Raw genomic sequence first — 25,191 nt, forward strand, 5'->3', positions numbered from 1 at the left:
CGCTCCCACCACGCCCACGCGACGTCGCCGCACCGCGTCGCGTCCGGCGGGTGCGCCCGACGTCACCACCGCTGTGGAGACGCCCGCGCCGAGCAGCAGGCCCGAGGTGAACGGCTCGTCGGCCCCCGAGGTGGCTCCGCCGGTCGACACGGCCCCCACCAACGGGGTCGCGCCTGCCGTCGAGTCCGCGCCCGCCCCGAGCAGCGCGCCCGAGGCACCGGCGCCCGACGCCGAGCCCGAGCAGGGCAGCCGCCGCACGCGGCAGAGCCGCCGGAACCGTGGCGAGCAGTCGTCCCCGGACACCGCCACCGACTCCGGAGCGGGCGAGAGCCCCTCGGAGGACCGGCAGCGGGGTCGTACCCGCGGCGAGGGTCGCGACGACCGCGCCGACAACCGCAACGGCGACACACGTCCCGAGCGCGGCGACCGCGGCGAGAGCCGCAACGACCGTGCCGAGCGCAACGACCGCGGCGACAACCGGACCGAGCGCAACGACCGGGCCGACAACAGGGCCGAGCGCAACGACCGGACGGACAACCGTCCCGACAACCGCCAGGACGGCAACCGGTCGGGTGGCCGTCCCGACAACCGGCCCGACAACCGGGCCGACAACCGCGGTCCTCGCGACAACCGGCCCGACGACGATGACGACGAGGGCGACGGCCGCGGCCGTCGTGGCCGTCGCTTCCGGGACCGCCGCCGGGGCCGCGACCGCGAGCGTCCCGCCGGTGGCCAGGGTGGTGGCCAGGGCAACGTCGACACTGAGGTGCGCGACGGCGACGTGCTGCTGCCTGTCGCCGGCATCATCGACGTGCTGGACAACTACGCGTTCGTCCGCACCACCGGCTACCTGTCCGGCCCCACCGACGTCTACGTGTCGCTGTCGATGGTCCGCAAGTACGGGCTGCGCCGCGGCGACGCGATCACCGGTGCCGTGCGCGAGCCCCGCGAGGGCGAGCAGTCACGGCAGAAGTTCAACCCGCTGGTGCGCGTCGACTCGATCAACGGGCAGGACCCGGAGAACTCCCGCAACCGCCCGGAGTTCACCAAGCTCACGCCGCTGTACCCGAACGAGCGGCTGCGCCTGGAGACCGAGCCGTCGAAGCTCACCCCGCGCGTGATCGACCTGGTCATGCCGATCGGCAAGGGCCAGCGTGCGCTGATCGTCTCGCCCCCCAAGGCCGGCAAGACCATGATCATGCAGTCGATCGCCAACGCGATCACCACCAACAACCCGGAATGCCACCTCATGGTCGTCCTCGTGGACGAGCGGCCGGAGGAGGTCACCGACATGCAGCGGTCGGTGAAGGGTGAGGTCATCGCGTCGACGTTCGACCGTCCGCCGTCGGACCACACCACGGTCGCCGAGCTGGCGATCGAGCGGGCCAAGCGCCTGGTCGAGATGGGACACGACGTGGTCGTGCTCCTCGACTCGATCACCCGCCTCGGCCGGGCCTACAACCTGGCCGCGCCCGCGTCGGGCCGGATCCTGTCGGGTGGTGTCGACTCCACGGCGCTCTACCCGCCGAAGCGCTTCCTCGGCGCGGCCCGCAACATCGAGGACGGCGGCTCGCTGACGATCTTCGCCACGGCGCTCGTCGAGACCGGGTCCACGATGGACACGGTGATCTTCGAGGAGTTCAAGGGCACCGGCAACGCCGAGCTCAAGCTGGACCGCCGGATCGCCGACAAGCGGGTGTTCCCCGCCATCGACATCGACGCGTCCGGCACCCGCAAGGAGGAGCTGCTGCTCTCGCCCGACGAGCTGGCGGTCACCGTCAAGCTCCGCAGGGTGCTCTCCGCGCTGGACGACCAGCAGGCGCTCGACCTGGTGCTCACCCAGCTCCGCAAGACGCGCACCAACATCGAGTTCCTGATGCAGGTCGCGAAGAGCACTCCCGGCTCGGACGACTGAAAGACCGACCACTCGGGCCGCCCGTGGGAATCCGCGGGCGGCCCGAGTGGTTGAATCAACTGACACGCTCCGGTTCCGGTTCACCTCGCGGTTGCGAGGACCCGGCGCCACATCGAGAGGAACCCACCGTGCGCTCCGGTATCCACCCCGAATACGTCGAGACCCAGGTCACCTGCGGTTGCGGCAACCAGTTCACCACCCGCAGCACCAAGACCAGCGGCACGATGACCGTCGAGACCTGCTCGGCCTGCCACCCGTTCTACACCGGCAAGCAGCGCATTCTCGACTCCGGCGGTCGCGTCGCCCGGTTCGAGGCGCGCTACGGCAAGCGGGCCGGCAAGAACTCCTAGCTTCGTCGACGGCGCCCACCGAAAGCGGTGGGCGCCGTCCGCATGTCCGGGACGGCCCGAGGAGCAGCGAGGAAATGCGATGAGTGCACCAGCGGTGGAGGCCGTGCTCGCCGAGCACGCCGAGCTGGAGCTGCGCCTCGCCGATCCCGAGATCCACGCCGACGCGGCCACCGCGCGCAAGCTCGGCCGCCGTTACTCCCAGATCGGGCCGATCGTGGCCGCTGCTCGCGAGCTGGCCGCCGCGCGCGAGGACGAGGCCGCGGCCCGTGAGCTGGCCGCGGAGGACCCGAGCTTCGCCGCGGAGGCCGCCGCACTGGCCGAACGGCTCCCCGCGCTGGAACGGCGTCTCGCCGAGCTGCTCGTGCCGCGGGATCCGCACGACGGCGACGACGTCGTGCTCGAGGTCAAGTCCGGTGAGGGCGGCGAGGAGTCCGCGCTGTTCGCTGGCGACCTCGTGCGGATGTACCTGCGGTACGCCGAGCGCCGGGGCTGGACCACCGAGGTCCTCGATGCCGTGCCGTCGGACCTCGGCGGCTACAAGGACATCACGCTGTCGGTGCGTTCGCGCACGCCGGCGGCCGACGGGGTGTGGGCGGCGCTGAAGTTCGAGGGCGGCGTCCACCGTGTGCAGCGCGTTCCGGTCACCGAGTCGCAGGGCCGCGTGCACACCTCCGCCGCGGGGGTGCTGGTGTACCCCGACACCGGTGAGGACGCAGCGGTCGAGGTCGACGAGAACGACCTGCGGGTCGACGTGTTCCGCTCGTCGGGCCACGGCGGGCAGAGCGTCAACACCACCGACTCCGCGGTGCGGATCACGCACCTGCCCACCGGCATCGTCGTGAGCTGCCAGAACGAGCGGTCCCAGCTGCAGAACCGGGCCAGGGCGATGGAGGTGCTGCGGTCGCGGCTGCAGGCACTCGCCGAGGCGGAGGCGGCGGCGCAGGCCTCGGCCGACCGGCGCTCGCAAGTCCGCACGGTCGACCGCAGCGAGCGGATCCGCACCTACAACTACCCGGAGAGCCGCATCTCCGACCACCGCGTCGGCTACAAGGCCCACAACCTCCCCGCCGTCCTCGACGGCGACCTCGACGACCTCCTGGCCGCGCTCGCCACCGCCGAGCGCGCGGAGACGGTGGGCGCGTGAACGGCCTCCGGAAGTTCAGGAAAGCCACTTTCAGGCCCTCTCGGGGCAGCAAAGTGGCTTTCCTGAACCTGGGGGGAGGGGGCGCGGCGTGAGCCGGCAGCCGCTGCGGTTGGCGATCCTCGAGGCGGAGCGCACGCTCGCGGCCGCGGGCATCGGCTCGCCGCGGGTCGACGCCGAACTGCTCGCCGCCCACGTCGTCGGGGTCGAGCGGGGCCGGTTGATGCTCCAGCCGCTGGTGGACCCACCCGTGGTCGACGCGTTGCGCCACCTGGTGGAGCGGCGCGCCGCCCGCGAGCCCCTGCAGCACCTGCTCGGCACCGCCGTGCTCGGCCCGGTCACCGTCGCCGTCGGACCAGGGGTGTTCACCCCGCGCCCGGAGACGGAACTGCTGCTCGAATGGGGTCTGCACGCGATCGCCGACATCCCGTCGCCGCTGGTGGTGGACCTGTGCACGGGCTCGGCGGCCCTCGCGCTCGGGGTGGCGGTGAGCCGGCCGGACGCGGTGGTGCACGCCGTCGAGGTCGACTCCGTCGCGCTGACGTGGGCGCAGCGCAACATCTCCGACCACGTCTCCGCCGGTGGCACGCCGGTCACGCTGCACGCGGCCGACGTCCGGTGGACCGACCTGCTCCTCGAGCTCGAGTCGCACGTCGACCTGGTGCTCTGCAACCCGCCCTACGTCCCCGACGGCACGCCGCTGCCCCCGGAGGTCGTCGGCTGGGACCCGCCCGACGCCGTGTACGGCGGTCCGGACGGCCTGGAGATCATCCGGGCGGTCATCGCCGCCTCGGCCGGGCTGCTGCGCTACGGCGGCTCCCTCGGCATCGAGCACGACGACACCCACGGCGAGGTGGTGCCGGCGCTGCTGCGCCGCCGGCGCGTCCTCACCGACGTCGAGGAGCATTTCGACCTCGCCGGCCGTCCCCGGTTCGCCACCGCCCGGCGCCGGGACACCGCTCCCTCGTAGGCTTCTGCTGTGGCCTTCACCTACGACTGCAGCGATCCGGACGCCCGGGTCGAGGGACTCGCCGCCGCGGCCCGCACCGTACGGGCCGGGCGACTGGTCGTACTGCCCACCGACACCGTCTACGGGATCGGCTGCGACGCGTTCAGCAGCACCGCGGTCCACGGCCTGCTGGCGGCGAAGCGGCGCGGTCCGGACATGCCCGTGCCGGTGCTCGTCGGCTCCTGGTCCACGATCGACGGCCTGGTGCTGGGGGTGCCGAAGACCGCGCGCGACCTGATCGAGGCGTTCTGGCCAGGTGGGCTGTCGCTGGTGCTCCCGCACGCGCCGTCCCTGGACTGGGACCTGGGATCCACCAAGGGCACGGTGATGCTGCGGATGCCGCTGCACCCCGTCGCGCTGGAGCTGTTGCGCGACGTGGGGCCGATGGCGGTGTCCAGCGCGAACGTCTCGGGGTCGCCGCCCGCCGCGTCGGCAGCCGAGGCGCACGCCCAGCTCGGCGACTCCGTGGCCGTCTACCTGGACGGCGGTCCCTCCGGCGAGCCGATCGCGTCCACGGTGGTCGACCTCACCGGTGACCAGCCCCGGGTGCTGCGCGAGGGCGCGGTGAGCACGGCGGCGGTGGCCGAGGTGCTGGGCCGTGAGGTCCTCACGGTGTAGCGCGGATCGGCCTCGGCCCTACGGCAGGCCGACCATCGTGGCCAGGCGCTCCACGGCGTCGTCGAAGTAGCGCCCGTTGTCGGCCACCACATTGTGGGTGTGGCCGAAGAGCTCGAAGCTGATCATCCCGAAGAGCGTGGTCCAGGCCAGGACCGTGCGCGCGGCCAGCGACGAGCCCGGGTCGTCAGCGGGCAGCCCGACGCGCACGGCGAGACCGGCGGCCAGGGCGGTGTCGGCTCCCGTGGCGTCGGCGGCGGGATCGACGGTCCCGGCCGCGACGCCGTCGGCGATCAGCCGGCTGAGTGCCTCCCCGACGCGCGCTGCCGGCCCGGTGGTGGTGTCCGGTGCCGCGTAACCCGGCACGGGCGAGCCGTAGATCAGGGCGTACTCGTGCGGATGGGCCACGGCCCACGTCCGGGTGGCTGAGCAGACGGCCCGCCAGCGCGCCCGGAGGTCGGTGCGGGCCACCGCGGACTCGGCCTGCTCGGCGGCGGCTCCGAGAGCGTCGTAGGCGTCGACGATCAAAGTGGTGAGCAGGTCGTCGCGGCTCGGGAAGTACCGGTACACGGCGGAGGACGCCATCCCGAGCTCCCGGGCCACGGCTCGTAGCGAGAGCGCGGCGGCGCCGTCGGACGCGAGGTGCCTGCGGGCGACATCGGCGATCTCGCGGGTCAGTTCGGCGCGCACGCGGGCGCGGGTACCGGCGGCGGTCATCGCGGAAGTCTGACACGAAACCAGAGCATCGGCAACAATAGCGAGCAGTGCTCTTGGTGCCCTGACCGGGGAATCGCCCGGCCCGGGTACCGTTGTCCAGCGTGAGCGAGTCCATCGAGCAGAGCCGTGAGCAGCACACCCCGTTCTGGGGTCCGGACTTCGGCGCGCTGCAGCACCAGGATCCCGAGATCGCGGGCGTGGTGCTCGACGAGCTGGCCAGGTTGCGCGGCGGGCTGCAGCTCATCGCCAGCGAGAACCTCACCAGCCCCGCGGTGCTCGCCGCCCTCGGTTCGACGCTGTCGAACAAGTACGCCGAGGGCTACCCGGGACGCCGCTACTACGGCGGCTGCGAGGTCGTCGACCGCGCGGAGGAGATCGGCAACGCCCGCACGAAGGAGCTCTTCGGCGCGGAACACGTCAACCTCCAGCCGCACTCCGGCGCGTCGGCCAACTTCGCGGTGTACGCCGCCTTCACCCAGCCCGGCGACACCGTGCTCGCGATGGACCTCAAGCAGGGTGGCCACCTCACCCACGGCAGCAAGGTCAGCTTCTCCGGCAAGTGGTTCAACGCGGTGTCCTACACCGTGCGCCAGGACTCGGAGCTGATCGACTACGACCAGGTGCGCGACCTGGCCCGCGAGCACCAGCCCAAGATGATCATCGCCGGCGCCACCGCGTACCCGCGGCTGATCGACTTCGCCGCCTTCCGGGAAATCGCCGACGAGGTCGGCGCCAAGCTCGTGGTCGACGCCGCACACTTCATCGGCCTGGTGGCCGGAAAGGCGATCCCGTCGCCGGTGCCGTTCGCCGACGTCGTCACGGCCACCACGCACAAGGTGCTGCGCGGTCCGCGCGGCGGCATGATCCTCGCCCGCGCCGAGCACGCGAAGGCCATCGACAAGGCCGTGTTCCCGTTCTCGCAGGGCGGCCCGCTCATGCACGCCGTCGCCGCCAAGGCGGTGGCGATGAAGGAAGCCGCAGCGCCGGAGTACCAGGCCTACGCCGCGCAGGTGATCGCCAACGCGCAGGCGCTGGCCAAGGGCCTGGAGGCCGAGGGCATGCGGGCCGTGTCCGGCGGCACCGACACCCACCTCGCGCTCGTCGACCTGCGGCCCATCGGTGTCACGGGTGACCAGGCCGAGACGCGCTGCGACGCCGCGCGCATCACGCTCAACAAGAACGCCATCCCCTACGACCCGGCCCCGCCGCTGAAGCCGTCGGGTCTGCGCGTGGGGTCGCCGAGCGTCACCACCCAGGGAATGGTCGAGTCCGACATGGCCGAGGTCGCCACCCTGCTGGGCAGGGCGGTGCGGGCCGAGCACGGCACCCCGGCGGGCGACGCCGAGCTCGCCGACGTCGCCGAGGCCGTGTCGACGTTGGTGGCCCGCGCTCCCGCGTACCCGCGGCCCTGATCCGCACCGGCTGACCGAGAAGATCGTCGTGGTCCCCACGTTCGTCCTACCCATCCGGGAGTACCTGCTCACGGGACTGACGGCGGCAGTGGTCACGTTCCTGCTCGTGGGCCCGGTACGGGTGCTGGCGCTGCGTCTCGGCGCCGTGGCCTGGCCCCGCGGCCGCGACGTGCACGTGACGCCGACGCCCCGGTGGGGTGGGCTGGCGATGCTCGGCGGCGTGCTGGCCGGGGTCGGGATGGCCTACCAGCTGCCCGCGCTGCGGCTGGCGTTCGACAACAACGCCTACGAGATGCTCGGGGTGTTCGGCGCCGCGGTCCTGTTGGCCGCTGTCGGCGCACTCGACGACCGGTACGAGCTCGACGCGCTCACGAAGTTCGCCGGCCAGACCACCGCGGCCGGCATCCTGGTGATCTTCGGCGTGCAGTGGACGGTGTTCTACGTCCCGTGGGGCGGCGGGGGCACGGGGATCTCCGGGTCGCTGCTGATCCTCGGCCAGGAGCAGGGCGTGGTGCTCACCGTGCTGGTCACGGTGGCGCTGGTGAACGCGATGAACTTCGTCGACGGCCTCGACGGGCTGGCGGCCGGCATCGGCCTGATCGCCGCGGCCGCCACGGGCCTGTTCGCGATCGGGCTGGTGCAGCGGGTGGGCAACGACCCGTCGGCGTACTCGCCCGCTCTCATCGCCGCCGTGCTCGGCGGCGCGTGCCTCGGCTTCCTGCCCCACAACTTCAACCCGGCCCGCATCTTCATGGGCGACTCGGGGTCGATGCTCATCGGCCTGCTGCTCGCCGCCGCCACCACGAGCGCGTCGGGGAAGATCTCGATCATCGGCGCCGACGGCAGCGACGTGCTGGCCCTGTTCGCGCCGCTCCTGGTGCTCGCCGCGGTGGTGTTCGTCCCGCTGCTGGACCTGCTGATGGCCGTGGTCCGGCGCACCCGCAAGGGCATGAGCCCGTTCTCGCCCGACAAGATGCACCTGCATCACCGGCTGCTCGAGATCGGCCACAGCCAGCGGCGTGCGGTTCTGCTGATCTACCTGTGGGCCGGTGTGCTGGCGTTCGGCGCGGTGGCGCTGGCGCTGATCGACGACCCGTCCATCGTGTTGTGGGCGGTGGGGATCGGCCTCGTCGTGGCCGTGCTCGCCACCGCCATCCCGAGAGTGAGGGCCAGATGACAGACCCGGACCCCCCGGTCAAGGACGCTCCGCACGTCGCCTCGGTGCTCAAGCTGGCTGCCGCCATGCAGCGCGCCGCCGCGATCCTCTCGGTGGTCGTCGCCGTGGTGGCGATCGTCGTCGCGTTGGTGCTGCGCGGCACGCCGGGGGCGATCGGCGCGGCGGTCGGGAGCGTGATCGCCATTGCGCTGGGCTGGCTCGGCACGTTCGTGATGGCGAAGACGGCCAGGGCCACGCCTGCCGGGGTGATGATCGGGGCGATGACCGCGTTCACCGGGAAGATCGCGTTCCTCCTGGTGTTCCTGCTGCTCTTCCGGGGTACCACGCTGTTCGACAACCAGTCGTTCGCGTTCACGATGCTCGCCGTGACGGCGGCGTGGATCGCCGGTGAGGTGATCGGCTTCGTGCGCACCCGCATCCCCGCGGTGGATCTCTGACCGTCACCGGACCGGGTGACACGATGGTGTGACGAGCATCTCTCTGAGGTGCAGGTCACTCATCGTTAAGGTTCTACACGCGATAGAGCCATGTTGGCGTCGCTTCCGGGACACCGGAGTAGGGCTGGCTGCGACGAACGGTCGTCCGTCGAGGTCATCCCTGGTAAACCGGCGCTAACACTCCTGATATGGTCCACTGCAATGGAGCCGGGCCAGTCGCGTGGGGGCGGCACTGAACCGCCACCCCCGGGCGACGCGTGGACCGCTCTGTCCTACCTGCTGTCCGGTTTCCTCCTCTTCGGAGGGATCGGGTGGGGGCTGGACGCACTGCTGGGTACACGAGTGTTCACGCCGGTCGGTTTGCTGTTCGGCGGGGCGGCCTCGATGTACTTGATCTACATCAGGTACGTTAAGTCCTGATCGTCACGATTCTGCCGACCCGGACCGCCCGGTCGACGGAACCGGAAGGAGCATTGGGTGACCATCCTGGCCACCGCCCCACCACCCCCGGGCCCTAATCCGGGCTTCGAGTCACCGGGTGTTGCCGACTTCCAGCTGCCTCCGATCTTCGGTCCTGTGACGAAGCCGGTGCTGGAGCTCGTGCTCGCGGCGATCATCGTGTACGCGTTCTTCGCCTACACCGCGCGGCGTCCGCAGCTGGTGCCGAGCAAATCGCAGTTCCTCGGCGAGTCCTTGCACGGCATCGTGCGGAACAGCATCGCTCGCGACAACATCGGGCCGGAGTTCCTCAAGTACGTCCCGTTCCTCACCACGCTGTTCGCCTTCATCCTGGTGAACAACCTGTTCGGGATCGTTCCGTTCATCCAGTTCCCCACGTTCGCGCACCCGGGTATGCCCTACGCCCTCGCCGGCATCGTGTGGCTGATGTACAACTTCATCGGCCTCCGCAAGCACGGCTTCGTCGGGTACATGCGGGTCTCGACCTGGCCACCGGACGTGCCGTGGTGGGTGCGGATCGTGCTCACGCCGATCGAGTTCCTGTCCAACATCCTGCTGCGTCCGGTCACGCTGTCGCTGCGACTGTTCGGCAACATGTTCGCCGGCCACCTGCTGCTGCTGGTGTTCATCCTCGGCGGCGAGTACATGCTGCTGCACTCGCAGTCGGTGTTCCTCGCGGTTCTCTCCCCGGCGGCCTTCGGGCTCGGCATCGTCTTCACGTTCTTCGAAGCCTTTGTGCAGGTGGTGCAGGCCTACATCTTCACCATCCTCACCGCCTCCTACATCGGCGCCGTGCTCGCCGACGACCACTAGGTCGCCCCGCCCCACGAACTGACGGGTCCGCGGGACGTACCGCGGACCGGACGAAAGGAAAGTGCAATGGTCACCGGTAACCTGAACGTCATCGGGTACGGCCTGTCCGCCATCGGCCCGGGTATCGGCGTCGGCATCGTCTTCGCTGCCTTCATCAACGGCGTTGCCCGTCAGCCGGAGGCACGCGGACAGCTGCAGGGCATCGCGTTCATCGGCTTCGCGCTCTCCGAGGCGCTGGCCATCCTGGGCCTGGTGCTCGCGTTCGCTCTTCAGTGATCGAGCCGGGTAGCGGAGGTAACCCCATGACTCACATCATTGCGGCCGAGGAGTTGAACCCCCTCACTCCGCATCCCGTCGAGATCATCGTCGGCCTGATCGCGTTCGGCTTGCTGTACCTGCTCCTGCGGCGCACGGCCTTCCCGCAGTTCGAGCGGGTCTACGCCGACCGCAAGGACAAGATCGAGGGTGGGCTGAAGCGGGCCGAGGAGGCTCAGCAGCAGGCCGACGACCTCAAGCGGCAGTACGAGGAGCAGCTCGCCGGGCTGCGCGCCGAGGCCGCTCGCATCCGCGACGACGCTCGTGCCGAGGGCCAGCAGATCAAGGCCGAGCTGCGGGCCCAGGCCGAGGAGGAGGCCGCTCGCATCCGCCAGCGGGGCGAGGAGCAGATCGCCGCGCAGCGGGAGCAGGTGGTGCGCCAGCTCCGTGGGGAGATCGGCGGGCTGTCCGTGCAGCTGGCCGAGCGCATCATCGGCGACTCGCTCGCCGACGACGCGCGCCGCTCGTCCACCGTCGACGCGTTCCTGTCCGAGCTCGACGGTCTCGCGGAGCGCCGTGAGGCCACCCCGGCGAGCGGGGCGAGCTGATGGCCACCGTCCTGCAGGCGGCCAGCCGGGAGGCGATGGCTGCGGCCCTCGGCCGGCTGAACGCCTACGTGGACAGCGCCGACGCCCGCGCGCTCACCACCCTGGGCGACGAGCTGTTCGCGTTCACGCGGCTCGTCGCCGGGGAGAGGGCACTGCGGCGCATCCTCGCCGACCCCTCCACACCGGAGTCGGCACGCGCGGGGCTCGCCGAGCAGGTGCTCGGCGGGCAGCTGTCGGAGTCCGCACTGGACTTCGTGAAGCTGCTGGTGACCTCCCGCTGGTCACAGGCGTCCGACCTGGTCGGCGCCACGGAGACGCTCGCCCGCCAGGCCACGCTCGCCGTGGCCGAGAAGAACGGCAAGCTCGACGACGTCGAGGACGAGCTGTTCCGGTTCGGTCGGATCCTCGACCGCGAGCCCGAGCTGAACACGCTGCTCTCCGACGCGAGCACGCCGGCCGACGGCCGCATCACGCTGCTCGACCAGGTGATCGGCAAGCGGGTCTCCCCGGTCGCCGCCTCACTGCTGCGTCAGACCGTGCGGCTGCCCCGCAGCAGGCACCTGGACGTCGTGGCCGAAGAGCTGGCGGAGATGGCGGCGGAGCGCCGGGACCGGTCGGTCGCGCGGGTCACCACACCGATTGCGCTCACGCAGGTGCAGGAACAGAAGCTCACCGACTCGTTGGGTCGGCTCTACGGACGGCCGATCTCCCTGCAGGTCGAGCTGGACGAGCGCCTGCTGGGCGGACTGGTCGTGCAGGTCGGCGGCGAGGTCATCGACGGCAGCGTCGCGGGCAAGCTGGCCGCCGCGCGGCGCACACTGCCGAGCTGACCCCCGCCCAGAGACGTTTAACCGACCGAAAAGAAGGAACAGACGACAGCCATGACAGAGCTGACGATCTCCTCCGAGGAGATCCGGAGTGCGATCTCCAGCTACGTCTCCTCGCTGGAGACGGAGACCTCCCGCGAAGAGGTGGGACACGTCTCCGACACCGGCGACGGCATCGCCCACGTCGAGGGCCTGCCTTCGGCGATGACCAACGAACTCCTCGAGTTCCCCGGTGGCGTGCTGGGTGTCGCCCTGAACCTCGACGTCCACGAGATCGGTGCGGTGATCCTGGGCGACTACGCCCACATCGAGGAGGGCCAGCCGGTCAAGCGCACCGGCAACATCCTCTCCGTGCCGGTCGGGGACAACTTCCTCGGCCGGGTCATCGACCCCCTGGGCAACCCGCTGGACGGGCTCGGTGACATCGAGGCCGAGACGCAGCGTGTGCTCGAGCTGCAGGCCGCGTCCGTGATGCAGCGCCAGGGCGTCAGCGAGCCGCTGCAGACCGGCATCAAGGCCATCGACGCCATGACGCCGATCGGCCGCGGCCAGCGCCAGCTGATCATCGGTGACCGCAAGACCGGCAAGACCGCGGTCTGCGTCGACACGATCATCAACCAGAAGCAGAACTGGGCCAGCGGCGACCCGAAGCAGCAGGTGCGCTGCATCTACGTCGCGATCGGGCAGAAGGGCTCCACGATCGCCGGTATCCGGCAGTCGCTGGAGGACGCGGGCGCGCTGGAGTACACGACGATCGTCGCGTCCCCGGCCAACGACCCCGCCGGATTCAAGTGGCTGGCGCCCTACACCGGTTCGGCGCTGGGCCAGCACTGGATGTACCAGGGCAACCACGTCCTGATCGTCTTCGACGACCTGTCGAAGCAGGCCGAGGCCTACCGCGCGATCTCGCTGCTGCTGCGCCGCCCGCCGGGCCGCGAGGCCTACCCGGGCGACGTCTTCTACTTGCACTCCCGGCTGCTGGAGCGCTGCGCGAAGCTGTCCGACGAGCTCGGCGCGGGGTCGATGACGGGCCTGCCGATCATCGAGACGAAGGCCAACGACGTCTCGGCCTACATCCCCACCAACGTCATCTCGATCACCGACGGCCAGGTGTTCCTCGAGTCGGACCTGTTCAACCAGGGCGTCCGGCCGGCGATCAACGTCGGTATCTCGGTCTCCCGGGTCGGTGGTGACGCCCAGATCAAGGCGATGAAGACGGTCTCCGGATCGCTGCGCCTCGACCTGTCGCAGTACCGCGAGCTGGAGGCGTTCGCCGCGTTCGGTTCCGACCTCGACGCCGCCTCGGCCGCTGCGCTCGGGCGCGGTGGCCGGCTGGTGGAGCTGCTCAAGCAGGGGCAGTACCAGCCGCAGCCGGTCGAGGAGCAGGTCGTCTCGATCTTCCTCGGCACCCGTGGTCACCTCGACTCGGTGCCGGTGGGCGACATCCGCCGCTTCGAGTCGGAGTTCCTCGACCACGTGCGGCGCAACCAGGAGGGCATCCTCGGCGAGATCCGCGACACCGGCAAGCTGTCCGACGAGCTGGCCGACCGCATCGCCGGCGTCGTGAAGGAGTTCAAGGAGAACTTCACCGCGTCCGACGGGTCGTCGGTGGTGCCGAAGGAAGCCCAGGCCGAGGCGCTCGACGAGGAAGATGTCGACCGCGAGAAGGTCAAGGTCAACAAGCCTGCTCCGGCCGGCAGCTCCTCAGAGTAGGCGAGTAGATCAATGGCGGCACAGATTCGCGTGCTGCGGCGGCGGATCCGGTCGACGCAGTCCATCAAGAAGATCACTCGGGCGATGGAGCTGATCGCGACCTCCCGGATCGCGAAGGCCCGTGCCCGGGTCGACGAGGCCAAGCCCTACGCCGAGCAGATGACGGCGGTCCTCACCGAGCTGGCCAACAACTCGGCGCTGGACCATCCGCTGCTGGTCGAGCGGGAGAACGCCACCCGCGCCGCGGTGCTGGTGGTCACCAGCGACCGTGGCCAGGCAGGCGGCTACAACGCCAACGTGCTCAAGGAGGCGGAGCAGCTGCAGTCGTTGCTCCGTGAGCAGGGCAAGGAGCCGGTGCTCTACGTCATCGGTCGCAAGGGCGTGAACTACTTCCGGTTCCGCCGCCGCAAGGTCGAGGCGTCCTGGACGGGGTTCTCCGAGCAGCCGAGCTACGCCGACGCTGCGGAGGTGGCCCGCACGCTCGTCGCGTCCTTCATGGCCGGCGTGAACGACTCCGACGGTGAGCAGGGTGCCGAGGGCACCGACGGCGAACGGGACACGGACCGCGTGCAGCCCGTCGACGAGCTGCACCTCGTGTACACGCAGTTCCAGAACATGGTCACCCAGACGCCGCAGGCGCGGCGGATGGCGCCCATGGAGGTCGAGTACGCGGGGAGCGAGACCGAGCGGATCTCCGAGGGCGAGAACGTCGGACGCTCCGCGGAGGAGACGGCGAGCCAGGCCGCTTCCGAAGTCCGCTCCCTGTACGAGTTCGAGCCGGACGCCGAGACGCTGTTCGATGCACTGCTGCCCAAGTACGTCGGGGCCCGGTTGTTCGCGGCCCTGCTCGAGTCGGCAGCGTCGGAGTCGGCCGCTCGCCAGCGGGCGATGAAGGCCGCAACGGACAACGCGAACGAACTGATCCGTACCCTGACACTGGAGGCCAACCAGGCCCGTCAGGCACAGATCACCCAGGAGATCAGTGAGATCGTCGGTGGTGCCGACGCTCTCGTGAGCGTAGGAAGTGAGAACTGATGACCGCCACCGCTGATGCCAGCGCCCCATCCGCTCCGACACAGGCCAGGACCGGGCGGGTAGTGAGGGTCACCGGTCCGGTCGTCGACGTCGAGTTCCCGCGGAACGAGGTGCCGGAGCTCTACAGCGCGCTCACCGTCGAGGTCTCGATCGGTGACCTCGCCAAGACGCTGACCCTGGAGATCGCCCAGCATCTCGGCGACAACCTGGTGCGCACCATCTCCATGCAGCCCACCGACGGCCTCGTCCGCGGCCAGGAGGTCACCGACCTCGGCCGGCCGATCTCGGTGCCGGTCGGCGACCAGGTCAAGGGCCACGTGTTCAACGCGCTCGGGGAGTGCCTGGACAAGCCCGACCTGGAGATCACCGGCGACCTGTGGGGCATCCACCGGCAGGCTCCGACCTTCGACAAGCTCGAGGGCCGCACCGAGATGCTGGAGACCGGCATCAAGGTGCTGGACCTGCTCACCCCGTACGTGGTCGGCGGAAAGATCGGCCTGTTCGGCGGCGCGGGCGTGGGCAAGACCGTGCTCATCCAGGAGATGATCCAGCGCGTCGCCCAGAACTTCGGTGGCACCTCGGTGTTCGCCGGCGTGGGTGAGCGCACCCGTGAGGGCAACGACCTCATCACGGAGATGACCGAGAGCGGTGTCATCGAGAACACCGCGCTGGTGTTCGGTCAGATGGACGAGCCGCCCGGCACGCGTATGCGAGTGGCCCTCTCGGCCCTGACGATGGCGGAGTACTTCCGCGACGAGCAGGACCAGGACGTGCTGCTCTTCATCGACAACATCTTCCGGTTCACGCAGGCGGGTTCCGAGGTCTCCACGCTGCTCGGCCGCATGCCGTCCGCGGTGGGATACCAGCCCACCCTGGCCGACGAGATGGGCGAGCTGCAGGAGCGGATCACCTCGACCCGTGGCCGCTCGATCACCTCGATGCAGGCGATCTACGTGCCCGCGGACGACTACACCGACCCGGCGCCCGCCACCACGTTCGCGCACCTCGACGCCACCACGGAGCTCTCCCGCCCGATCTCCCAGAAGGGGATCTACCCGGCGGTCGACCCGCTGACGTCGACGTCCCGGATCCTCGACCCGCAGTACATCGGCGAGGAGCACTTCCGGGTCGCCAACGAGGTGAAGCGGATCCTGCAGAAGTACTCCGACCTGCAGGACATCATCGCGATCCTCGGTATCGACGAGCTCTCCGAGGAGGACCGCCAGCTGGTCGGGCGCGCGCGGCGTATCGAGCGGTTCCTCTCGCAGAACCTCCTGGTCGCCGAGCAGTTCACCCAGCAGCCGGGCTCCACGGTGCCGCTGAAGGAGACCATCGAGGCCTTCGACAAGATCGCGAAGGGCGAGTTCGACGACGTCCCCGAGCAGGCGTTCTTCCTCTGCGGCGGCCTCGAGGACCTCGACAAGAACCGCAAGAAGCTCGAGGGCTGACCGTGGCGGACATGACGGTAGAGCTGGTCGCGGTCGAGCGGCGGATCTGGTCGGGTCAGGCCAGCTTCGTGCTCGCCCGCACCACCGTCGGCGAGATCGGGGTGCTGCCGGGGCACGAGCCCACGCTCGCGCAGCTGGAGGAGGCAGGCGTCGTGCGCATCGACGGCACCGACGGCACCTCCACCACGCTCGCGGTGCACGGCGGCTTCCTCTCGATCACACCGGACAACGTCACGGTGCTGGCCGAGTTCGCCGAGAAGGCCGAAGAGATCGACGTGTCCCGGGCCCGCGCCGCACTGGATCGTGCCGACACGTCCGAGCCGGAGGGTGCAGCTGCCGCTGCCCGCGCCAACGCGCGGCTGAAAGCCGCCGGCGCGGCCGAGTAGCTGGGGCCGCGTTGGGAGCAATGGCGCTGGTCGTCGGAATCCTGCTCCTGATCGCCTGTCTCGGCCTGGGATACCTGGCCTTTCGGCGAGTACGACTCATGCGGGGCGGTGGCGTGGACGTTTTCCTGCGCCGCCGCCCCGCTGTCGACTCCCAGAAGAAGGACGACTCCGCCGGATGGCACTTCGGTGTCGGGCGCTACCGGGGCAACGAGCTCGCGTGGTTCCGCCTGACGTCCTTCCGGCTGGGTCCCACCGCCGTCGTCGACCGGACGCAGCTCGAGATCATCGATCGGCGCAGCCCGTCCGGCGGCGAGATCTACCTCCTGCCGCCCACGGCCTCGGTGCTGCGCTGCCGGGTGCAGGGGGAGGACGTCGAGATCGCCATGGGGCCGGGGGTGCTCACCGGGTTCCTGTCGTGGCTGGAGGCGACGCCACCCGGGCGCACCGGTTACCGCCAGGCCTCCTGACGCTCAGCGCTGCGCCTGCGGGCCGCCCGGCCGCCAGAGCACGTCACCGGCGGGGTTGGCGACCCGGCCGAGGATGAACAGCAGGTCCGACAGCCGGTTGAGGTACTTCGCCGTGAGCGGGTTGGTGCGCTCCGCGTCGGCCTCGAGCAGAGCCCAGACCGATCGTTCGGCCCGGCGCGTGACGGTGCGCGCGACGTGCAGGTATGCCGCGCCGGGAGTGCCACCCGGGAGCACGAACGAGTCGAGCTTCGCCAGCCCCTCGTTGAACTCGTCGCACCAGCCCTCCAGCCGCTCGACGTAGTCCTCGGTGACGCGCAGCGGCGGGGCTTGTGTCGTCTCCCCGCCCTCCCCCTCGACGATCGGCGTGCACAGGTCCGCACCCACGTCGAAGAGGTCGTTCTGCACCTGACGCAGCGGCACCAGCAGCTCGGCGGCGAGTTCGCCGACCGTGACCGCCACGCCGAGCGCGGTGTTGCACTCGTCGGTGTCGGCGTACGCGGCGAGCCGGACGTCGGTCTTGGGGACGCGGCTGAAGTCGCCGAGCGCGGTGGTGCCGTCGTCGCCGGTCCTGGTGTAGATCCTGGTCAGGTGCACGGCCATGGGGCCAGCCTAGGGGCGGGGTGAGTGGAGTGTTCGCGGAGGCGCTGTGCTGGTGATCCGCTGGTTCACCGCACGACCTGGGCGTTTGGGTGCTCGGGGGAGCCCCCGTCGAACAGCGCGGAGGCGCGCCCTTCGAGGTGCTGGTCGAAGAATGCGGTGAGGTACGCGCGCTGTGCGGCGAGGCTGCGTTCCGGATCGACGGTTCCGATCGTCGTCGCGACAGCGCCGTCGAGGAGCGGTAGCGCCGCGTCGATCTGGGGGAGCAGCACCTGCTGGTCGGTGAAGCTCATGTGCTCCGCGTCCGGGAGGTGGACATCCCGCTTCCAGCCCGTGGAGTGCTGCCAGAAGGCGGCCCAGTCCGGGCTGTGGAGGTGGTTGTGGGGGCGCGCGTCGTCACCGCTCGTTCCACCACCCATCAGGAGGAAGGGGCGGCTGCTGCCCCGGCGCGCGGCCTCGCCGTAGACCGGGTCCATGCTTCCGTCGAGGTTCGCGCCTGCGTCGATCCGGTCGTCGGCGATCATGGCCTCGGCAGCGGTGAAGCCACCGGCCGAGTGGCCGAACATGCCGATGCGGGACAGGTCGAGTGCGGTCGCGAGACCCGCGGGGAGGCCGTGTCGTTGCGCGTCGGTGCCGGCGCGGATCCCGGCGAGGTGGTCGATGACGAAGCCGACGTCGCGGACCCGGTCGCGCATCATCTGCGCCCGATCGGCCGGGGGTCCGGGTGCCTCCGTGCGGTCGGGGAACGCGATGGGCCCGCTGGCCGGATGGTCGATCGTGACGACGACGTAGCCGCGGCTGGCGAGCTCCTCCACCAAGGTGGTGCCCATCGCGCGCGACTGCCCGCCGCCGGGGGAGTACAGGAGCACGGGAAGACCGAGGGCGTCGGCCGCCACGGGGGCGTCTGTGACGGCATGGGTGCGAGTCCCGGCGAAGTCGACCGTGCCACGGGGACTCCCGAGCGAGCGGGCCGCCAACTCGTCGTAGAACGCCGCCACGCCGGGCCGGAGATGCGGTGCCGCCGCACCACCGGCGCCCGGCGCCGCCGGGTACCAGAGCGACACCATGAGCTCCCGCCGCCGGTCCGCTGAGCCCGACGGGTCGGGACGGGTCTGGTCGACGAGGTGCAGCTCCCGGGTCCCGAGCTGGTGCGGGCCCGTGGGCGCCGGGAGCGTTAGTGGGACGACGTGCCCGGCCGGGGCCGGGTTCGCCGCGGGGGTGACCTCGTGCGCCGGGGATGCGCACGCAGGTCCGGCCGACAGCAGTGCGCCGAGTGCGATGGCGGTGGCCGTCCGGCGGAGGGGCGTTCGTGTCATGCGCCCACGTTCGCGGCCGGCTGGGCGTGCATCATCCGACGATCGCTCCGGACGGGCGTGCCGAAAGTGATAGACGCGAGGCGTCAGGTCCGGTCGACCAGGCCCGCCTCGTACGCGACGATCGCGGCCTGAACCCGGTTCCGGACCCCGAGCCCGCGCAGCACCGCGCTCACGAAGACCTTCACGGTGCCCTCCGCCACATGCAGCCGCCGTCCGATCTCCGCGTTCGACAGACCGCCTCCGACCAGGCAGAGCACCTCCCGCTCTCGGGACGTCAGTCCCGTGACCTGCTCGCGGGCGCGCGCCGCGCTGGACATCCGGCCTGCGCCTCCGCTGCCGAGCTGGCGGATGACCCGCTGGGCGACCGTCGGCGACAGGAATGCCGCACCGGCGGCGACGGCCCGGATGCCGCGGAGCAGCTCGAGCGGATCGCCTGACTTGACCAGGAAGCCGCTCGCGCCGTCGCCGAGAGCACGCGCGATGTGCTCGTCCTCGGAGAAGGTGGTGAGCATGATCACCGCGGTGGCCGGCACGGTGCGGGTGATCTCCGCGCCGGCGGACAGCCCGTCCAGGCCGGGCATGACGATGTCGAGCAGCGCGACGTCCGGCCGGTGCGCCTGCACCTGCGTCAGTGCCTCGCGCCCGTCCGACGCCTCGGCGACCACTGCGATCCCCGGGTCGGCGCCCAGCACGGCCCGGATACCGGCCCTTGTGAGCGGCTCGTCGTCGGCCAGTACGACCCGGATCACGGCACGTCCTCCTCAGGTGGCGAGCCGGAGAGCGCGGCGCGCTCCACCGCCTCCTTGATCACCAGCTGCTCGCCCTCGAAGCACAGCCGGAAGACCAGCCGGTCGTCCGTCGGTTCGCTCGACCAGTAGTACCGGCACCAACCGTTCGGCGGCGGCGGTGCGAGAGCGCGGCCCGGTTCGCCCAGAACCTGGAACGGGGGCAGCTCCGCCTCGACGGCTGCACGGGCCGCTCCGGTCGGCAACCGTTCGAACGTCGCCGGGTCGAGCCGGTTGGCTGTGCCGACCAGGAGGAAGAGTGCGAGCGCCAGCACGGTGACGGCGGTACCGGCCAGTACGGGAACCCGAACGGCGCCGGCGACGCTGCGCCGCACCTCCCCACGGGCGCGCGCGAGGTCTCGCGCCGACTCACAGCCGAGGTCGTCCGGCGGGGAGCCGGCCGGTCCGCCGTCGTGCGGCAGGACGGCGACGACGGTGAAACCCGTCCCGGCCGGGCCTGCATGCAGCGTGCCGCCGAGCAGCCGCACGCGCTCGCGCAGGCCGACGAGTCCGCTTCGAGCACCGGGCCGGGCTGCCGGTGGGACGGTGCCGGCAACCCCGTTCGTGACGGTGACGGTCGTAGCACCCTGCCCGTGCTCGACCCCGACGGTGACCTCGGCGCCCGGAGCGTGCCTCGCCGCGTTGGTCAGCGCCTCCTGGACGACGCGGTGGACGGCGCGCTGCACCAGCACGGGCAGGGCCACGGGCTCGAGCTCCGCGTCCCACTGGACCCTCATACCGGCGGCGGCGGCGCGTTCGACCAGCGCGGTGACGGTGCGACCCTCGCCGGGGTCGCCCTCGGCGTCCGGCCGCAGCACCCCGATGACGTCGCGGAGCCGCTCCGTGGCGACGGCGACGCCGAAGCGCAGGTCCCGCGCCGCGGCGCGGGTGTCGTCGTCGAGCTGCGGGGACACCTCCAGCGCGGCGGCCCGCAGGGCGATCAACGTCCACTCGTGGCCGAGAGAGTCGTGCATGTCCCGAGCGATGCGAGCGCGTTCCGCCAGGCGCGCCTGGTCGGCCTCGAGCCTGTGCTGGCGCTCCAGCAGCGCGGCACGCTCCCACCCGGCTGCGACGAGCGCTGCGCGCTGCCGCCGGTAGCGGCCCAGTAGCCAGGCGGGCGCGACCGCCAGCAGCAGGACGAGCATCAGCGCGGACCAGTCGTAGACGCCGGACAGCAGGCCGAAGCCGCCGCGGCTCCCGTCATCGACGACGAGGCCGACGACCAGAGCGACCGGCAGTCCGGTGACGGCGACCCCGGCGAGCGCTGCAGGTACCGGCTGCGCATCGGGGATCCTGCGGCCCGCGACGCAGGCGAACACCGCGACCGCGGCGAAGGGCCAGACGCGAACGGGGCTGAACGTCGTGGGCGCGAGCACGACCTCGACCGTCATGGCCGTCGCCACGGCTGCGCAGAGCACGGCCAGCGGGGCGCGGTCACACAAGGCAACCAGGATGGCGAGCAGCGCGGCGCCACCGACCAGTTCGGCAACGCGTGGGCCGGTCCCCGATGCCGCGTCCATGACGAGCGGGATCAGCAGGCCGCCCCACAGCACCGCCGCCTGCCGGAGCTGCGACCACGACGGCGTCCGCACCGGCCGATGCTATCGACCGTTCAGCACCCTGCCCGAGCCGAGCGACACCCTGCCGCGGCCGTCCAGGGAGTGGCACCGTCTCCGCTCCGGGCGCTGTCAGGCGTTCGCCCCGGAGTCGACGAGCAGGGCCGCGCCGGTGATCGTGCGCCCGTCCTCGCCCGCCAGGTGGGACACGGTGGCGGCGACGTCGTCGGCGGACTGGAACCGGCCGAGCGCCGTGACGGCGCGCTGGACGTCGGCTCCGGGAGCTCCGGCCGGGTTCATGTCGGTGTCGGTGGAACCGGGATGTACGACGTTGACGGTGATGCCGCGCGGGCCGAGCTCGCGGGCCAGCCCGCGGGTGAGCCCGGTGAGGGCCGACTTCGTCATCGCGTAGAGGGTGATGCCCGGCCGGCCCACGTGCTCGGCGAGGTTGCTGCCGATGCTGATGATGCGTCCGCCCGGACCGAGGTGCGGCGACGCCGCCTGCGCGGCGACGAACGCGGACCGCACGTGCACGGCGATGGTGTGGTCGAGCTCGTCGGCGTCGACCTTCTCGAACGGGCCGAACGGGAAGACCCCCGCGTTGTTGACGAGGATGTCGAGGCGCCCGAGCCGCTCGACGGTGTGGTCGACGGCGGCCGTGACGGCGGCGGAGTCGGCGCTGTCGGCCCGCACGGCGAGCCCGCGCCTGCCGAGTGCCTCGATGTCGCGCACCACCGCGGTCGCGCGCTCCTGTGCCGTGAGGTAGGTGAGGGCGACGTCGGCGCCGTCGCGGGCGAGCCGCAGCGCGATCGCGGCCCCGATGCCGCGGCTGCCGCCGGTCACGAGGGCCACCCGGCCGGTGAGGTCGGTCATCGAAGGGTCCATTCTGTAGTGGTCGCTCAAGAAGTCTGGGGCATGGCCACCGCTCGGGTCAAGAGGTATGTTTAGGGAGCACTACAGAAAGGGTGGCGATGACGGAGCGAGGACGGCCGCGCGGTTTCGACCGCGCCGAGGCGCTCCGCCGGGCGATGGAGACGTTCTGGGAGCACGGCTACGAGGGCACGTCCATCGGCGACCTGACCGCGGTGCTGGGCATCCGCCCGCCCAGCCTGTACGCGGCGTTCGGCAGCAAGGAGGCACTGTTCCGGGAGGCCGTGGCGCTCTACGAGGAGCGTGAGGGCGAGCCGACGCTGCGCGCCATGTGCGACGCGCCGACGGCGGTGGCGGGCATCGAGGCGCTCCTGCGCGCCAACGTGGTGGCCTACACCGACCCGGAGAAACCGAGCGGCTGCATGATCGTGCTGGCCGCCACCACGTACACGCCCAGCACCGCCGGGATCCGTGACTTCCTCGCCGAGCAACGGCGGGCCTCCACCGCGGAGGTGCGCGACCGGTTGGCCAGGGGGCAGGCCGACGGGGACGTGCCGCCTGGCGCCGACATCGACGCGTTGGCAGCGTTTGTCAGCTCCGTCCAGTTCGGGATGTCCCTCCAGGCCCGCGACGGCGCGACCCGCCAGGAGCTGTCCACCGTGGTGGACCAGGCAATGGTGGCGCTCGATCGGTCGGCGCGGCCAACCGCGTAGTCCCCGGCCCCAGGGGATAGCGTCGATGCTCGTGGCAGAGCATTTCGCGGTAAACGGTGGCGCCCGGCTCGTCGGCGCCGTCGACGTGGTGGGGGCGAAGAACAGCGTCCTGAAGTTGATGGCAGCAGCGTTGCTGGCCGAGGGGACGACGAGGATCCGGAACTGTCCGGAGATCCTCGACGTCCCGCTCATGGCGGATGTGCTGCGCAGTCTCGGTTGCACCGTCACCATCGACCACGACACCGTCACGATCGACGTTCCGGCGGAGCCCGGCGCCCAGGCCGACTACCGGTCGGTGTCGAAGCTGCGCGCGTCGGTCTGCGTGCTCGGGCCGCTGGTGGCCCGGTGCCGCCGTGCGATCGTGCCGCTGCCCGGCGGTGACGCCATCGGCTCCCGCCCGCTCGACATGCACCAGGCCGGGCTGCGCAAGCTCGGCGCCACCACCGAGATCGAGCACGGCCGGGTGGTCGCCCACGCCGAGGAGCTGCGCGGGGCGCAGATCTGGCTCGACTTCCCCAGCGTCGGCGCCACAGAGAACATCCTGATGGCAGCCGTGCTGGCCGACGGCACCACGGTGATCGACAACGCCGCCCGCGAGCCGGAGATCGTCGACCTCTGCACGATGCTGCAGCAGATGGGCGCCAAGATCGACGGCGTCGGCACCTCCACGCTCACCGTGCACGGTGTCACCGGCCTGCAGCCGACCGAGCACCGCGTGATCGGTGACCGCATCGTCGGTGCCACCTGGGCGTTCGCCGCCGCGATGACCCGCGGGGAGGTGACCGTGCGCGGTGTCGACCCGCACCACATCGACCTGGTCCTCGACAAGCTGCGCACGGCCGGCGCCGACACGATGATCGGCCCCGACGAGTTCACCGTCCGGATGGACGGGCGCCCGCGGGCCGTGGACTTCGTGACGCTGCCCTTTCCCGGTTTCGCCACCGACCTGCAGCCCATGGCGATCGCGCTGTCCGCGGTCGCCGAAGGCACGTCGATGATCACGGAGAACGTGTTCGAGGCGCGGTTCCGGTTCGTCGACGAGATGGTCCGGCTCGGTGCCGACGCACGCACCGACGGCCACCACGCGGTCGTGCGGGGCGTCGAGCGGCTGTCCAGCGCGCCGGTCTGGGCCAGCGACATCCGGGCGGGCGCGGGACTCGTGCTCGCTGCGCTGTGCGCAGACGGGCAGACCGAGGTGTGGGACATCGAGCACATCGACCGCGGCTACCCGCGGTTCGTGGAGAACTTGCGGGACCTCGGCGCCGAGATCCAGCGCGTCGAGCGTGAACCCGACCGCTGAGCCGAACCCAGGGTGACCCGGGGGGGCATCCCCCCCTGTGTTCAGGGGTTGTCCGGATGGGCGTGGAGCGCCCCCCGGACCACTCTGGACCGGTGATCAGCGACTGGCTCGGCTCCTTCTTCGCGATGCTCGATGCTCTGCCCGCCTGGCAGCTCTACGCCGTCGTCGGCGTGCTGCTGGTGCTGGAGACCACCGTGCTGATCGGCCTCGTGACGCCGGGGGAGGTCGTCCTGCTCGCGGCGGCCACCACGGTGGGCAGCGCCGGTGAGTACGCGGCGCTGGCGGGCGTCGCCGCCGGCGCGAGCCTGGTCGGGCAGACCGGCGGCTACCTGATCGGGCGGCGGTGCGGCCCGCGGCTGCGGGTCAGCCGGGCCGGCCGCTGGATCGGCGAACCCAACTGGGCCCGCGCGGAGGCCGTGCTGCAGGGCGGTACCGGCCGGGCGATCGCGGGCTCCCGGTTCCTCGCCGTGGCGCACTCGCTGGTGCCCGTGCTGGCAGGGACGCTGCGGATGCCCGTGCGCCGGTTCGCCCGCTACACGGCCATGGGGGCCGTGCTCTGGGGCCTGGTCTACGTGGGACTCGGGAGCGCGGCGTCGGCGGCACTGCGGCAGGCCGCCCACCTCGTCGGCCCCACCGTCACGGGCGTCGCCGTCGCGGCGGTGGTCGTCGTCCTGGTCGTACGGGCCGTCCGGAAGCGCCGTGCGGAGCAGGCCGCCCGGACGGCAGAGATGACGGCGCCGATGACGGTGCTCGGCGACGTCGAGCCGGGCGAGTACCCGGTGACCCGCTCCCGGTAGCTGCAGACCGCGGTTCGCCGCCGCCCGTTCGGGGGACAGAGCAGCAGTGGCTGCGGCGCGGGAACCTCCGTGCGACGGTGCGCCCGAACGTACGGAGAGGATCAACGATGACGAGTGCCGCCGAGTCGGCCAACCGGTCCGCGAAGCAGGCTGCCGACAGCCAGCCGTTCAAGGTCGGCGTGAGGGTGGGGATCGGGGCCTACGGCGTCACCCACCTCCTGATCGCGTTGCTGGCCCTGCAGGTCGCGTTCGGCAACAGCGGTGAGCGCGCCGACCAGACCGGCGCGTTCCAGGACCTCGCGCAGCAGCCGTTCGGCCAGGTGCTGCTGTGGGTGCTCGTCATCGGGTTCGTCGCCGTGGCGCTGTGGCGGCTCTCGCAGGCGCTCTGGGGCTTCGCCTACGAGTCCGACAGCAAGAAGAAGATCCGCAAGCGCGCGACGAGCGCGGGCAACGCCGTGGTCTTCGTGGTGCTG

At 71.3% G+C, this 25,191-nt stretch carries 27 protein-coding genes; 21 read left to right on the forward strand and 6 right to left on the reverse strand.

The genetic code is table 11. From position 1 onward, the window contains the following. The first annotated feature begins 130 nt into the window (after nt 1-130). The 5 genes from rho (at nt 131) to HF577_RS26795 (ending at nt 5,033) form a co-directional block, all read left to right on the forward strand. Nucleotides 131-1,915, forward strand: a complete 1,785-nt coding sequence (rho, locus tag HF577_RS26775; RefSeq protein WP_312859409.1) for a transcription termination factor Rho — start codon at nt 131-133, stop codon at nt 1,913-1,915. 128 nt (nt 1,916-2,043) lie between these two features. Then, nucleotides 2,044-2,265 carry a 50S ribosomal protein L31 gene (rpmE, locus tag HF577_RS26780; RefSeq protein ID WP_169398733.1) on the forward strand — a complete coding sequence of 74 codons (222 nt, stop codon included), beginning with the start codon at nt 2,044-2,046 and terminating at the stop codon, nt 2,263-2,265. Between the two features lie 79 nt (nt 2,266-2,344). Next, the gene (gene prfA, locus HF577_RS26785) at nt 2,345-3,409 is read left to right on the forward strand and encodes a peptide chain release factor 1 (RefSeq protein WP_169398734.1); all 1,065 of its coding nucleotides are present in this window, start codon (nt 2,345-2,347) and stop codon (nt 3,407-3,409) included. A gap of 88 nt (nt 3,410-3,497) precedes the next feature. Beyond that, the gene (locus tag HF577_RS26790; RefSeq protein WP_169398735.1) at nt 3,498-4,376 is read left to right on the forward strand and encodes a N5-glutamine methyltransferase family protein; all 879 of its coding nucleotides are present in this window, start codon (nt 3,498-3,500) and stop codon (nt 4,374-4,376) included. A 9-nt stretch (nt 4,377-4,385) separates the two neighbouring features. Further along, nucleotides 4,386-5,033 (forward strand): L-threonylcarbamoyladenylate synthase, encoded by a 648-nt coding sequence (locus HF577_RS26795; RefSeq protein ID WP_169398736.1) that lies wholly within the window; start codon nt 4,386-4,388, stop codon nt 5,031-5,033. A gap of 18 nt (nt 5,034-5,051) precedes the next feature. Here the strand turns inward: HF577_RS26795 and HF577_RS26800 are convergent, their stop codons facing one another. Next, nucleotides 5,052-5,747 carry a TetR/AcrR family transcriptional regulator gene (locus tag HF577_RS26800; protein ID WP_169398737.1) on the reverse strand — a complete coding sequence of 232 codons (696 nt, stop codon included), beginning with the start codon at nt 5,745-5,747 and terminating at the stop codon, nt 5,052-5,054. Nucleotides 5,748-5,848: 101 nt separating this feature from the next. On the opposite strand from HF577_RS26800, the gene HF577_RS26805 reads away from it, so the two are divergent. The 12 genes from HF577_RS26805 (at nt 5,849) to HF577_RS26865 (ending at nt 16,784) form a co-directional block, all read left to right on the forward strand. Next, the gene (locus HF577_RS26805; protein ID WP_312859407.1) at nt 5,849-7,159 is read left to right on the forward strand and encodes a serine hydroxymethyltransferase; all 1,311 of its coding nucleotides are present in this window, start codon (nt 5,849-5,851) and stop codon (nt 7,157-7,159) included. A 28-nt stretch (nt 7,160-7,187) separates the two neighbouring features. After that, on the forward strand, nt 7,188-8,336 hold the full coding sequence (locus HF577_RS26810; protein WP_169398738.1) for a glycosyltransferase family 4 protein: 1,149 nt from the start codon (nt 7,188-7,190) through the stop codon (nt 8,334-8,336). Further along, nucleotides 8,333-8,773, forward strand: coding sequence for a hypothetical protein (locus HF577_RS26815; protein ID WP_169398739.1), 441 nt, complete (start codon nt 8,333-8,335; stop codon nt 8,771-8,773). The genes HF577_RS26810 and HF577_RS26815 overlap by 4 nt, the downstream gene beginning before the upstream one ends. Before the next feature lie 477 nt (nt 8,774-9,250). Next, nucleotides 9,251-10,045 carry a F0F1 ATP synthase subunit A gene (atpB, locus tag HF577_RS26825; RefSeq protein ID WP_312859408.1) on the forward strand — a complete coding sequence of 265 codons (795 nt, stop codon included), beginning with the start codon at nt 9,251-9,253 and terminating at the stop codon, nt 10,043-10,045. A gap of 66 nt (nt 10,046-10,111) precedes the next feature. Then, nucleotides 10,112-10,321, forward strand: a complete 210-nt coding sequence (gene atpE / locus HF577_RS26830) for an ATP synthase F0 subunit C (protein WP_169398741.1) — start codon at nt 10,112-10,114, stop codon at nt 10,319-10,321. A gap of 26 nt (nt 10,322-10,347) precedes the next feature. Continuing rightward, complete coding sequence (locus HF577_RS26835; RefSeq protein WP_169398742.1) at nt 10,348-10,908, forward strand: F0F1 ATP synthase subunit B; 561 nt, start codon at nt 10,348-10,350, stop codon at nt 10,906-10,908. Then, a complete protein-coding gene (locus tag HF577_RS26840) occupies nt 10,908-11,738 on the forward strand; it encodes a F0F1 ATP synthase subunit delta (RefSeq protein WP_169398743.1) in 831 nt (276 codons plus the stop codon). Before HF577_RS26835 ends, HF577_RS26840 begins: the two co-directional genes overlap by 1 nt. Nucleotides 11,739-11,789: 51 nt before the next feature. Beyond that, nucleotides 11,790-13,448: a F0F1 ATP synthase subunit alpha gene (gene atpA / locus HF577_RS26845; RefSeq protein WP_169398744.1), complete on the forward strand. Its 1,659-nt coding sequence runs from the start codon at nt 11,790-11,792 to the stop codon at nt 13,446-13,448. A 12-nt stretch (nt 13,449-13,460) separates the two neighbouring features. Next, a complete protein-coding gene (locus HF577_RS26850) occupies nt 13,461-14,483 on the forward strand; it encodes a F0F1 ATP synthase subunit gamma (protein ID WP_169398745.1) in 1,023 nt (340 codons plus the stop codon). After that, entirely contained in the window at nt 14,483-15,931 is a 1,449-nt protein-coding gene (atpD, locus tag HF577_RS26855) for a F0F1 ATP synthase subunit beta (RefSeq protein ID WP_169398746.1), read from the forward strand. The genes HF577_RS26850 and atpD overlap by 1 nt, the downstream gene beginning before the upstream one ends. An 11-nt stretch (nt 15,932-15,942) precedes the next feature. Continuing rightward, complete coding sequence (locus tag HF577_RS26860; RefSeq protein WP_211174889.1) at nt 15,943-16,317, forward strand: F0F1 ATP synthase subunit epsilon; 375 nt, start codon at nt 15,943-15,945, stop codon at nt 16,315-16,317. Between the two features lie 20 nt (nt 16,318-16,337). Beyond that, nucleotides 16,338-16,784, forward strand: a complete 447-nt coding sequence (locus HF577_RS26865; RefSeq protein WP_169398748.1) for a DUF2550 domain-containing protein — start codon at nt 16,338-16,340, stop codon at nt 16,782-16,784. A gap of 3 nt (nt 16,785-16,787) precedes the next feature. Here HF577_RS26865 and HF577_RS26870 read toward each other — a convergent pair whose 3' ends face one another. From HF577_RS26870 to HF577_RS26890, 5 genes are all read right to left on the reverse strand, one after another. Further along, on the reverse strand, nt 16,788-17,384 hold the full coding sequence (locus tag HF577_RS26870) for a cob(I)yrinic acid a,c-diamide adenosyltransferase (protein ID WP_169398749.1): 597 nt from the start codon (nt 17,382-17,384) through the stop codon (nt 16,788-16,790). A 65-nt stretch (nt 17,385-17,449) separates the two neighbouring features. Continuing rightward, a complete protein-coding gene (locus HF577_RS26875) occupies nt 17,450-18,697 on the reverse strand; it encodes an alpha/beta hydrolase family protein (RefSeq protein ID WP_169398750.1) in 1,248 nt (415 codons plus the stop codon). A gap of 83 nt (nt 18,698-18,780) precedes the next feature. Next, the gene (locus tag HF577_RS26880) at nt 18,781-19,446 is read right to left on the reverse strand and encodes a response regulator (protein ID WP_169398751.1); all 666 of its coding nucleotides are present in this window, start codon (nt 19,444-19,446) and stop codon (nt 18,781-18,783) included. Continuing rightward, a complete protein-coding gene (locus HF577_RS38725; protein ID WP_169398752.1) occupies nt 19,443-21,074 on the reverse strand; it encodes a sensor histidine kinase in 1,632 nt (543 codons plus the stop codon). Before HF577_RS38725 ends, HF577_RS26880 begins: the two co-directional genes overlap by 4 nt. 96 nt (nt 21,075-21,170) lie before the next feature. Further along, complete coding sequence (locus HF577_RS26890; protein ID WP_169398753.1) at nt 21,171-21,911, reverse strand: SDR family NAD(P)-dependent oxidoreductase; 741 nt, start codon at nt 21,909-21,911, stop codon at nt 21,171-21,173. A gap of 98 nt (nt 21,912-22,009) precedes the next feature. Here HF577_RS26890 and HF577_RS26895 point away from each other — a divergent pair, with 98 nt between their 5' ends. The 4 genes from HF577_RS26895 to HF577_RS26910 all read left to right on the forward strand — a co-directional run. Continuing rightward, nucleotides 22,010-22,621, forward strand: a complete 612-nt coding sequence (locus HF577_RS26895; protein ID WP_169398754.1) for a TetR/AcrR family transcriptional regulator — start codon at nt 22,010-22,012, stop codon at nt 22,619-22,621. Nucleotides 22,622-22,652: 31 nt separating this feature from the next. Next, nucleotides 22,653-23,921 (forward strand): UDP-N-acetylglucosamine 1-carboxyvinyltransferase, encoded by a 1,269-nt coding sequence (murA, locus tag HF577_RS26900; protein ID WP_169398755.1) that lies wholly within the window; start codon nt 22,653-22,655, stop codon nt 23,919-23,921. A 92-nt stretch (nt 23,922-24,013) separates the two neighbouring features. After that, on the forward strand, nt 24,014-24,718 hold the full coding sequence (locus HF577_RS26905; protein ID WP_169398756.1) for a DedA family protein: 705 nt from the start codon (nt 24,014-24,016) through the stop codon (nt 24,716-24,718). Nucleotides 24,719-24,825: 107 nt separating this feature from the next. Next, on the forward strand, nt 24,826-25,191 hold a 366-nt coding region (locus tag HF577_RS26910), incomplete at its 3' end, for a DUF1206 domain-containing protein (protein ID WP_169398757.1).

It is taken from the genome of Pseudonocardia xinjiangensis (genome assembly GCF_012911925.1).
Lineage (GTDB): Bacteria > Actinomycetota > Actinomycetes > Mycobacteriales > Pseudonocardiaceae > Pseudonocardia > Pseudonocardia xinjiangensis.

Excerpts from the sequence above, each read along its gene's own strand:
- prfA (WP_169398734.1), top strand. The coding sequence starts at position 2,345 with ATGAGTGCACCAGCGGTGGAGGCCGTGCTCGCCGAGCACGCCGAGCTG.
- HF577_RS26800 (WP_169398737.1), bottom strand. The coding sequence starts at position 5,747 with ATGACCGCCGCCGGTACCCGCGCCCGCGTGCGCGCCGAACTGACCCGC.
- HF577_RS26815 (WP_169398739.1), top strand. The coding sequence starts at position 8,333 with ATGACAGACCCGGACCCCCCGGTCAAGGACGCTCCGCACGTCGCCTCG.
- atpE (WP_169398741.1), top strand. The coding sequence starts at position 10,112 with ATGGTCACCGGTAACCTGAACGTCATCGGGTACGGCCTGTCCGCCATC.
- HF577_RS26835 (WP_169398742.1), top strand. The coding sequence starts at position 10,348 with ATGACTCACATCATTGCGGCCGAGGAGTTGAACCCCCTCACTCCGCAT.
- HF577_RS26840 (WP_169398743.1), top strand. The coding sequence starts at position 10,908 with ATGGCCACCGTCCTGCAGGCGGCCAGCCGGGAGGCGATGGCTGCGGCC.
- atpA (WP_169398744.1), top strand. The coding sequence starts at position 11,790 with ATGACAGAGCTGACGATCTCCTCCGAGGAGATCCGGAGTGCGATCTCC.
- HF577_RS26850 (WP_169398745.1), top strand. The coding sequence starts at position 13,461 with ATGGCGGCACAGATTCGCGTGCTGCGGCGGCGGATCCGGTCGACGCAG.
- atpD (WP_169398746.1), top strand. The coding sequence starts at position 14,483 with ATGACCGCCACCGCTGATGCCAGCGCCCCATCCGCTCCGACACAGGCC.
- HF577_RS26860 (WP_211174889.1), top strand. The coding sequence starts at position 15,943 with ATGACGGTAGAGCTGGTCGCGGTCGAGCGGCGGATCTGGTCGGGTCAG.
- HF577_RS26865 (WP_169398748.1), top strand. The coding sequence starts at position 16,338 with ATGGCGCTGGTCGTCGGAATCCTGCTCCTGATCGCCTGTCTCGGCCTG.
- HF577_RS26870 (WP_169398749.1), bottom strand. The coding sequence starts at position 17,384 with ATGGCCGTGCACCTGACCAGGATCTACACCAGGACCGGCGACGACGGC.
- HF577_RS26875 (WP_169398750.1), bottom strand. The coding sequence starts at position 18,697 with ATGACACGAACGCCCCTCCGCCGGACGGCCACCGCCATCGCACTCGGC.
- HF577_RS26890 (WP_169398753.1), bottom strand. The coding sequence starts at position 21,911 with ATGACCGACCTCACCGGCCGGGTGGCCCTCGTGACCGGCGGCAGCCGC.
- HF577_RS26895 (WP_169398754.1), top strand. The coding sequence starts at position 22,010 with ATGACGGAGCGAGGACGGCCGCGCGGTTTCGACCGCGCCGAGGCGCTC.